This is a genomic window from Mesorhizobium sp. M0244, assembly GCF_040321795.1.
GTDB lineage: Bacteria > Pseudomonadota > Alphaproteobacteria > Rhizobiales > Rhizobiaceae > Mesorhizobium.
Map to the genome: position 1 here is coordinate 20,713 of NZ_JAMYSE010000085.1, position 6,650 is coordinate 27,362.

8 protein-coding genes are annotated in these 6,650 nt (G+C 60.9%); 3 read left to right on the forward strand and 5 right to left on the reverse strand.

Annotated elements, in window-relative coordinates; translation table 11 throughout:
* The first annotated feature begins 4 nt into the window (after positions 1-4).
* Positions 5-754 carry a ribonuclease activity regulator RraA gene (locus tag NKJ08_RS31095; protein ID WP_352531331.1) on the forward strand — a complete coding sequence of 250 codons (750 nt, stop codon included), beginning with the start codon at positions 5-7 and terminating at the stop codon, positions 752-754.
* On the opposite strand, the gene NKJ08_RS31100 is transcribed toward NKJ08_RS31095, so the two are convergent.
* Genes NKJ08_RS31100 through NKJ08_RS31115 form a run of 4 tightly spaced genes read right to left on the reverse strand, consistent with a single transcriptional unit; the run spans position 755 to position 4,562 of the window.
* Positions 755-1,576, reverse strand: coding sequence for an alpha/beta hydrolase (locus NKJ08_RS31100; RefSeq protein WP_352531329.1), 822 nt, complete (start codon positions 1,574-1,576; stop codon positions 755-757). It abuts the gene before it with no gap.
* Positions 1,577-1,587: 11 nt separating this feature from the next.
* Positions 1,588-3,075: an NAD-dependent succinate-semialdehyde dehydrogenase gene (locus NKJ08_RS31105; RefSeq protein ID WP_352531327.1), complete on the reverse strand. Its 1,488-nt coding sequence runs from the start codon at positions 3,073-3,075 to the stop codon at positions 1,588-1,590.
* A gap of 18 nt (positions 3,076-3,093) precedes the next feature.
* Positions 3,094-4,320 (reverse strand): iron-containing alcohol dehydrogenase, encoded by a 1,227-nt coding sequence (locus NKJ08_RS31110; protein WP_352780209.1) that lies wholly within the window; start codon positions 4,318-4,320, stop codon positions 3,094-3,096.
* Positions 4,317-4,562, reverse strand: a complete 246-nt coding sequence (locus NKJ08_RS31115) for a hypothetical protein (RefSeq protein ID WP_352531323.1) — start codon at positions 4,560-4,562, stop codon at positions 4,317-4,319. Before NKJ08_RS31115 ends, NKJ08_RS31110 begins: the two co-directional genes overlap by 4 nt.
* Positions 4,563-4,649: 87 nt before the next feature.
* Here NKJ08_RS31115 and NKJ08_RS31120 point away from each other — a divergent pair, with 87 nt between their 5' ends.
* Both NKJ08_RS31120 and NKJ08_RS31125 read left to right on the forward strand, forming a co-directional pair.
* Positions 4,650-5,351 carry a GntR family transcriptional regulator gene (locus tag NKJ08_RS31120; RefSeq protein WP_352531321.1) on the forward strand — a complete coding sequence of 234 codons (702 nt, stop codon included), beginning with the start codon at positions 4,650-4,652 and terminating at the stop codon, positions 5,349-5,351.
* Between the two features lie 132 nt (positions 5,352-5,483).
* Positions 5,484-6,077 (forward strand): DJ-1/PfpI family protein, encoded by a 594-nt coding sequence (locus NKJ08_RS31125; protein ID WP_352531319.1) that lies wholly within the window; start codon positions 5,484-5,486, stop codon positions 6,075-6,077.
* A 135-nt stretch (positions 6,078-6,212) separates the two neighbouring features.
* On the opposite strand, the gene NKJ08_RS31130 is transcribed toward NKJ08_RS31125, so the two are convergent.
* Entirely contained in the window at positions 6,213-6,629 is a 417-nt protein-coding gene (locus NKJ08_RS31130; RefSeq protein ID WP_502906366.1) for an FCD domain-containing protein, read from the reverse strand.
* Positions 6,630-6,650 lie beyond the last annotated feature (21 nt).

The window sequence follows — 6,650 nt, forward strand, 5'->3', positions numbered from 1 at the left end:
CACGATGACACATGCTCCCGACATCACGCGGCCGCCAAAAGACCTGATTGACGCGCTAAGGGAGATCGGCGCCGCGACGGTTGCCGGCACGCTTGGCCACATGGGTTTTCGCAATCCGCACATGGTGGGACCGGTGGCGCAGAACCACGGGAAGTCGATCGTCGGGCCGGCGCTGACGCTGCAGTTCATGCCACAGCGGCCGGACCTATTCACCGAGGGAGAATATGCCGATCCTGAGACGCAGCTGCATCGGCACGTGCTTTATCACGCGCAGGACGGCGATGTGGTCGTGGTCGACGCGCGCGGCGACATGAGCTCGGGCGTCTTCGGCGATATGATGTCGACGTATTTTAAGGGCAGGGGCGGCGCGGGCATCGTCATCGACGGGTGCATGCGCGACCGGCCCAATGTCGAAAAGCTCGATCTGCCCCTATGGCTGCGCGGCTGGACGCCAAATTATCATGTGCAGACCAGCATCTATCCGAACGCCGTCAACGTTCCAATTGCCTGCGGCGGTGTCACCGTGATCCCCGGCGACATCATCGTCGCCGACGACGACGGGGTGGTGGTGCTTCCTGTCGCAATGGCCCCGAAGGTGATCGAAGAATCACAGAAGCATCACGATTGGGAGGAGTTCTCGCGAGCGAAGCTCATGGAGGGCGGGCCGTTGCAACGCTATTATCCGCTGCATGAGGATGCCCGCGGGGAGTACGAGGAGTGGCGCAAAACAAACCGCCTGGAGAACCCAAGGTAGTTAGCAGGCCTTGGCGATCAGTTTTGCCAGGCAATCAGCAGCCTGGGTCCCTGGCACGCCAAGATCTCTGACGCTGTCCATGTGGTTGCGGTTCGAGAGCACAAGCGACGTTACCAACGATCCCTGACGCAGCAAGCTCGCTATGAATCGATCGGCTTGCTGATGGAAGGGTGGCGTCTCATTGGCTCCGACCAGAACCGTCGCCTCGGTTTGAGGATCATGCCGACAGGCAAGAGGTGTAAACATGGCGACTTCCTCGTCGGTGATTCCAATCTCGTCGGCGAGAAAGGAATCCTGGAGCGGTTTCAAATCGTAGAGCCCGCCGAGCAGAAGGGCTGCCCTCACATTCGAAGGGGTATGCTCGCCGTTGAACAGAAACGTTGCAAGATGTGCTCCTGCCGAATGACCACTGACAGTCAGGGCCGCCGGGTTTCCGCCATGATCGGCGATGTTGGCCAGGACCCACTGCTTGGCGCGGCGCACCTGGTCGACAATCGTCGCCATTCTGACCTTGGGCATCAGAGCATAATCGAGGATGACGGCGATGGCCCCGGCCTTGGTAATTGTCGTCGCGACGTATGAATAGTCGCGCTTCGAGAACATTCTCCAGTAGCCGCCATGGACAAACATGTGCACCGGCAGGGCCGTTCTTTTGCCCGCGGGAAAGAACAGGTCCATGGTTTCGGTCGGATCCGGGCCGTAGGCCACCTCCGCGGTCATCGCAATGGTGGCGCGGGCGGCCTCGCTGCGGTCAACGATGTCTTGCACGATTTCGTCAAAATCCGCGACGTGGTCGCGGATGCGAAAGGGATCGCCTTGCATTCTTCCTCTGCTCACATGCTGATGGCGAGGTATTTCGCCTCCATGAACTCAGCAATGCCGTGATGCTGTCCTCCCTCGCGGCCGAGCCCACTCTGCTTGACGCCGCCGAAGGGAGCTGCCGGATCGGACATCAGCCCGCGGTTGAGAGCGATCATCCCGGCCTCGATCTTGGAGGCCACCCGCATGCCACGCGCCAGATCGCGGGTGTAGATGTAGGCAGCAAGCCCATATTCGGTGTCATTGGCGCGTGCGATGACCTCGGCCTCGGTTTCGAAGCTAGAGATTGGCGCTACAGGCCCGAATATCTCCTCATGCGCCATCTTTGAGTCGCCTGGCACGTCGCGAAGCACTGTAGGAGGGTAGAAGAAACCACGTCCGGACAGGACTGAGCCGCCGCACATGATCCGCGCACCGCGTGTGACCGCGTCAATGACAAGGCGGTCTATCTTCTCGACCGCCTTTTTCGTGATCATGGGTCCGCATTCCGTATCCGGGTCGGTGCCGGCGCCGACCTTGAGCGACGACATCCGCTTCTCAAGTCCGTCAGAGAAGGCTTCGTAGATGCCAGCTTGCACATAGAGGCGGTTCGCTGCGGTGCAGGCCTCGCCGGCGTTGCGCATCTTCGCCACCATCGCGCCATCAAGTGCCGCTTCGAGATCGGCGTCGTCGAACACAATGAATGGGGCGTTGCCGCCTAGTTCCATTGAACACGAAACCACATGCCTGGCAGCCTCTGCCAGCAAAGCGCGACCGACACCCGTCGAGCCGGTGAAGGAGAGTTTGCGTACTCGCGGATCGGCCAGCATGGCTGCCGTCACAGGGCCGGGACGCGAGGTTGTCAGGACGTTGACCACCCCCGGTGGAACGCCTGCCTCCTGATAGAGCGCGGCGAGTGCGTAGGCCGTGAGGGGTGTCTCGCTGGCCGGCTTCAGGATCACCGTGCATCCAGCGGCAAGTGCCGGCGCGATCTTGCGCGTCGCCATCGCGGCAGGAAAATTCCAAGGCGTGATCAGGACGCAGATGCCGATCGGTTCGTAGTCGACCACAATGCGATTGGTGCCGGAGGGGGCAGTGCCAAATTCGCCAGTGATGCGAACGGCCTCCTCGGCATTCCAACGGAAAAATTCCGCGGCATAAGCGATCTCGCCGCGGGCATCCCGGAGCGCCTTGCCGTTTTCCAATGCGATGAGAGTCGCGAGCGCCTCTGATCGTTCCGTCATCAGTTCAAAGCAGCGTCTGAGGATCTCGGAACGCTTTCGCGGCGACGTTGTTCGCCAGCCATGGGCTGCCTTGGCAGCGGCTTCAACGGCAGCGGCCGCGTCGTCCACGGTCGCATCGGGCACAGCGGCGATGACAGCCTCGGTCGAAGGATCGATGACAGGAATTACCCTGCCATCCGCGGACTGCCGCCATTGGCCGCTAATATACAGTCCGTGCGAGATTGTGTGGAAGTCGCTGATGCCCTGATCATCCGCCAGAACCTGTGAAGACGTGTTCATCTCGATATTCCCGATTGTTTACATGACGCAGCTGGCGAGGTCGCCATCAAAGGCAGCCTGGACCAGGCGCCGCATGGACCCCAAATCGAATGGCCGCGGATTGTTCTTGATGAGGCGTTCGATACTGATCGCTTGTTCCGCCGTCCAATCGAGCTTATCGGCGGGAAGCCCTAGCTCGGCTAACGAGGGAGTGATCCCGATTGCCCCAAACAGCCGACTGACCTCGCCTATGGTCGCGTCGGCCAACTCTTCGGCCGTCCGGCCTTTTCCATCGAGGCAGAGCGCGTTGGCGATCTCGGCCATCTCGGTCGCTGCGGCTGTTCTGTTGTACTTCATGACATACGGCAACATGGTGGCGACACCCAATCCGTGAGCGGTGTGGGTTATCGCGCCGACCGGATATTGCACGGCGTGCGCTGCCGCTGTGCCGGCCGTTCCGAACGCACAGCCGGCTGCAAGTGCACCCATCATCACCTCAGCCCGGGCGTCCTCGTCAGCGGGCTGGCGGTATGCCGTTTCAAGGCTTCGGCCAAGCAGCTTGATCGCCAGCAGGGCGAAATGATCGGTCAAAGCGGTTTTGCCGATAAAGACATGTTTCTGCGAAAGGCCGGGATCGGTGCCACGCCTGACCGCAGTGAAGGCCTCGATTGCATGCGTCAGCGCATCGGCGCCTGCAATCGCCGTCAATCCCGGCGGGCATGTCATCGTCAGTTCAGGGTCGCAGATAGCCGCAGCCGCGATCAGATACGGGCTGGAGATGCCGACCTTCAGCGTGCGATCCGGATCGGAGATCACCGCGACCGGGGTCACCTCGGAGCCGGTGCCGGCTGTCGTCGGCACCGCGATCAGCGGCAGCGTCGGACCAGGCACCTTGAACTCGCCGTAGTAGTCCTGGAGCTGGCCGCCGTGACTGATGAGCAACGCGGCGCATTTGGCCATGTCGAGACAACTGCCGCCGCCAATGCCGATCACCATGTCGGGCGCGAACTTCCGCGCCTGTTCGGCGCAGACGGCGACGGTGTCTCGGGGTACGTCGGGTAGCACACGGTCATGCACAAGCACGTCGATCGAGGCGGCCCGCAGCGCCGCTACGATCTCCGCGAAAGGGCCCGTTGCGGCAAAACGTTCATCGGTGCAGACGAGCGCGCGACGCCCGAGCCCGGCCGCGACGGTCGCAATGATGTGGCGCTGGCCCTTCCCGAAGAGGATTTCGCGCGGCAGCCTTATGGCAGCGAAAAGGCTCATAATCTGAGTCCTGTCGTGTTGTTTGGATTGGAATGCGAAAGGGCGCTGAGCTCGGCCCAAAGCTTGGGCTCGATGTCAAACCCCTCCTGCAGCGCGGTTGCATACCGACGTGTCGAACCATCGCCCGGAATGCAGACGGTCCGTTCGGGTTCGGCAGGTGAGGAAGCATGGGCCGCGGGGGCGGCACGCTGCTCCAGCAGGGCCACCGCAAGCGCCACTGCGTTATCTCGAAACAGCTTCAAATCGTATCCTCTATAAAATCGTATAGGATATAGGATTGTACTGTCCGGAGCATCGTGTTAGCAACTCAATGTGTCAAGAGGCAAAACATGCAGGCCATGAACTTACCCAGTGTAGACGAAGCGAACCTCGCCGGCGGGCGTATCCAGCGCTCCAGCAGCTTGGTTGAGGACGTCTACGAAGCGATTTTTGCGCAACTCATGTCGCTGAAGATTGCGCCGGGTTCCCGCATCACGGTCGACAGTCTGGTCAAGGAATTCAACGTATCTCACACGCCGATCCGCGAGGCGCTCGGCCGGCTCGAAGGCGAAGGCCTTGTGCTGAAGACGCATCTGATCGGTTACCGCGCTGCCCCCCAGATCACGAAGCGACGGTTTGATGAGCTCTACGAGCTTCGCCTGCTGCTCGAGCCTCATGGCGCGGCCAAGGCAGCCGCGCTCATGGACGAGGCGAAGCTCGCCCAGCTTCAGGAATCAGCCGGCGTCATGGCGCGCCGTGAGGGCAAGGACGAGCGCCTGCGGTATTCCAACTTCGCCCGCCAAGACGCTATTTTCCATGACAAGGTCATGGAATTCGCCAACAACGAACTCGTGCGCGAAACGCTGGCGCACCAGCATACCCACTTCCACATATTTCGCCTGATGTTCCATTCGCGCGTCACCGAAGAGGCGCTTGACGAGCATGAGGCCATCCTGGCCGCTTTCGCTGCGGCCGATCCTGCCGCGGCCGAGCAGGCGATGCGTCGTCATATCGAGCATTCCCGCGACCGTTTGTTGCTGGCGTTCGACTGAGACTGTCCCGATGCCTTTGATCACGCAGGCCAATGCCAAGGAATACTACTTCCCCGATTCACCCTTCTAAAACCTCAAACCGCCGGGCGAGTACATGTCTCGCCCGGCAGTTGTCACAGGAAAGGAACGACCATGCCAGGCAAAAAGATCCTGATGCTGACCGGTGAGTTCACCGAGGAATACGAAATCTTCGTCTACCAGCAGGCGATGGAAGCGGTGGGCCACACTGTTCATGTCGTGTGCCCAGACAAAAGCGCCGGAGACGTGATCAAAACATCGCTGCACGACTTCGAGGGCGATCAGACCTACACCGAAAAGCTCGGCCACTATGCGCTGATCAACAAGACCTTCGCCGACGCTGAGAAGCAGCTGGATCAATACCACGCTGTTTACTGCGCCGGCGGTCGTGGCCCCGAATACATCCGCACCGATAAGCGCGTGCAGGCGATGGTGCGCCACTTCCACGAAACCAAGAAGCCGATTTTCACGATCTGCCATGGCGTGCAGATCCTGATTGCGGTCGACGGTGTCGTGCGTGGCAAGAAGGTCGGCGCACTGGCGGCGTGCGAGCCCGAAGTGACGCTTGCCGGCGGCACCTATATCGACCTGTCTCCAACGGAGGCATATGTCGACGGCACGATGGTTTCAGCCAAGGGCTGGACGGCGCTTGCCGCGTTTATCCGCGAATGCCTGAAGGTGCTTGGGACGGAAATCCGCCACGCGTAGACCTTTGTTCCGACGCATCCCAAAGGGTGCGTCGGTTCCCTTGTTGTGGAAGGGAACTTGTCACCGCCAATTCGGCCTCGATCATAAAACGCCTGCATCGCGCTGAGTTTGCCCCCCAGGGTCAAAGCTCTTTCGCTATGCGTTGACGTTCGTTTCATCAAATCCTGTAAGCGAACGCATCAGTGTTTCCCTTGCTGAAGCCAGATGCGCTCGGCAGGCCACCTCAATCCGAGTGGAATTGTGGCTCTCAAGCGCATCGATATAGGCGACGTGTTCGTGGAGCGCGGCAAGGTTGCGCTGCTTTTCGTCCTGCTTGTTCCACTGATAGTGGTAGTGACAAATGAACGTGATGATGTCGTAGAAATCATCGATAAAGCGGTTCGGCGACGCCTCGTTTATGAGCCGGTGAAACCGGTTGTCCAGGCCGGAGAAGTCGTGAACGTCAAGGACTTCGAGTGATCCACCAGTGGTGGGGGGGGGGGGGGGGGGGGGGGGGCGGGGCGGGCGGGGGGGGGGGGCGGGGGCGCGGGGTCGGGGCGGGAGGAGACGCACACAGACTAAGCAACGGGGGGG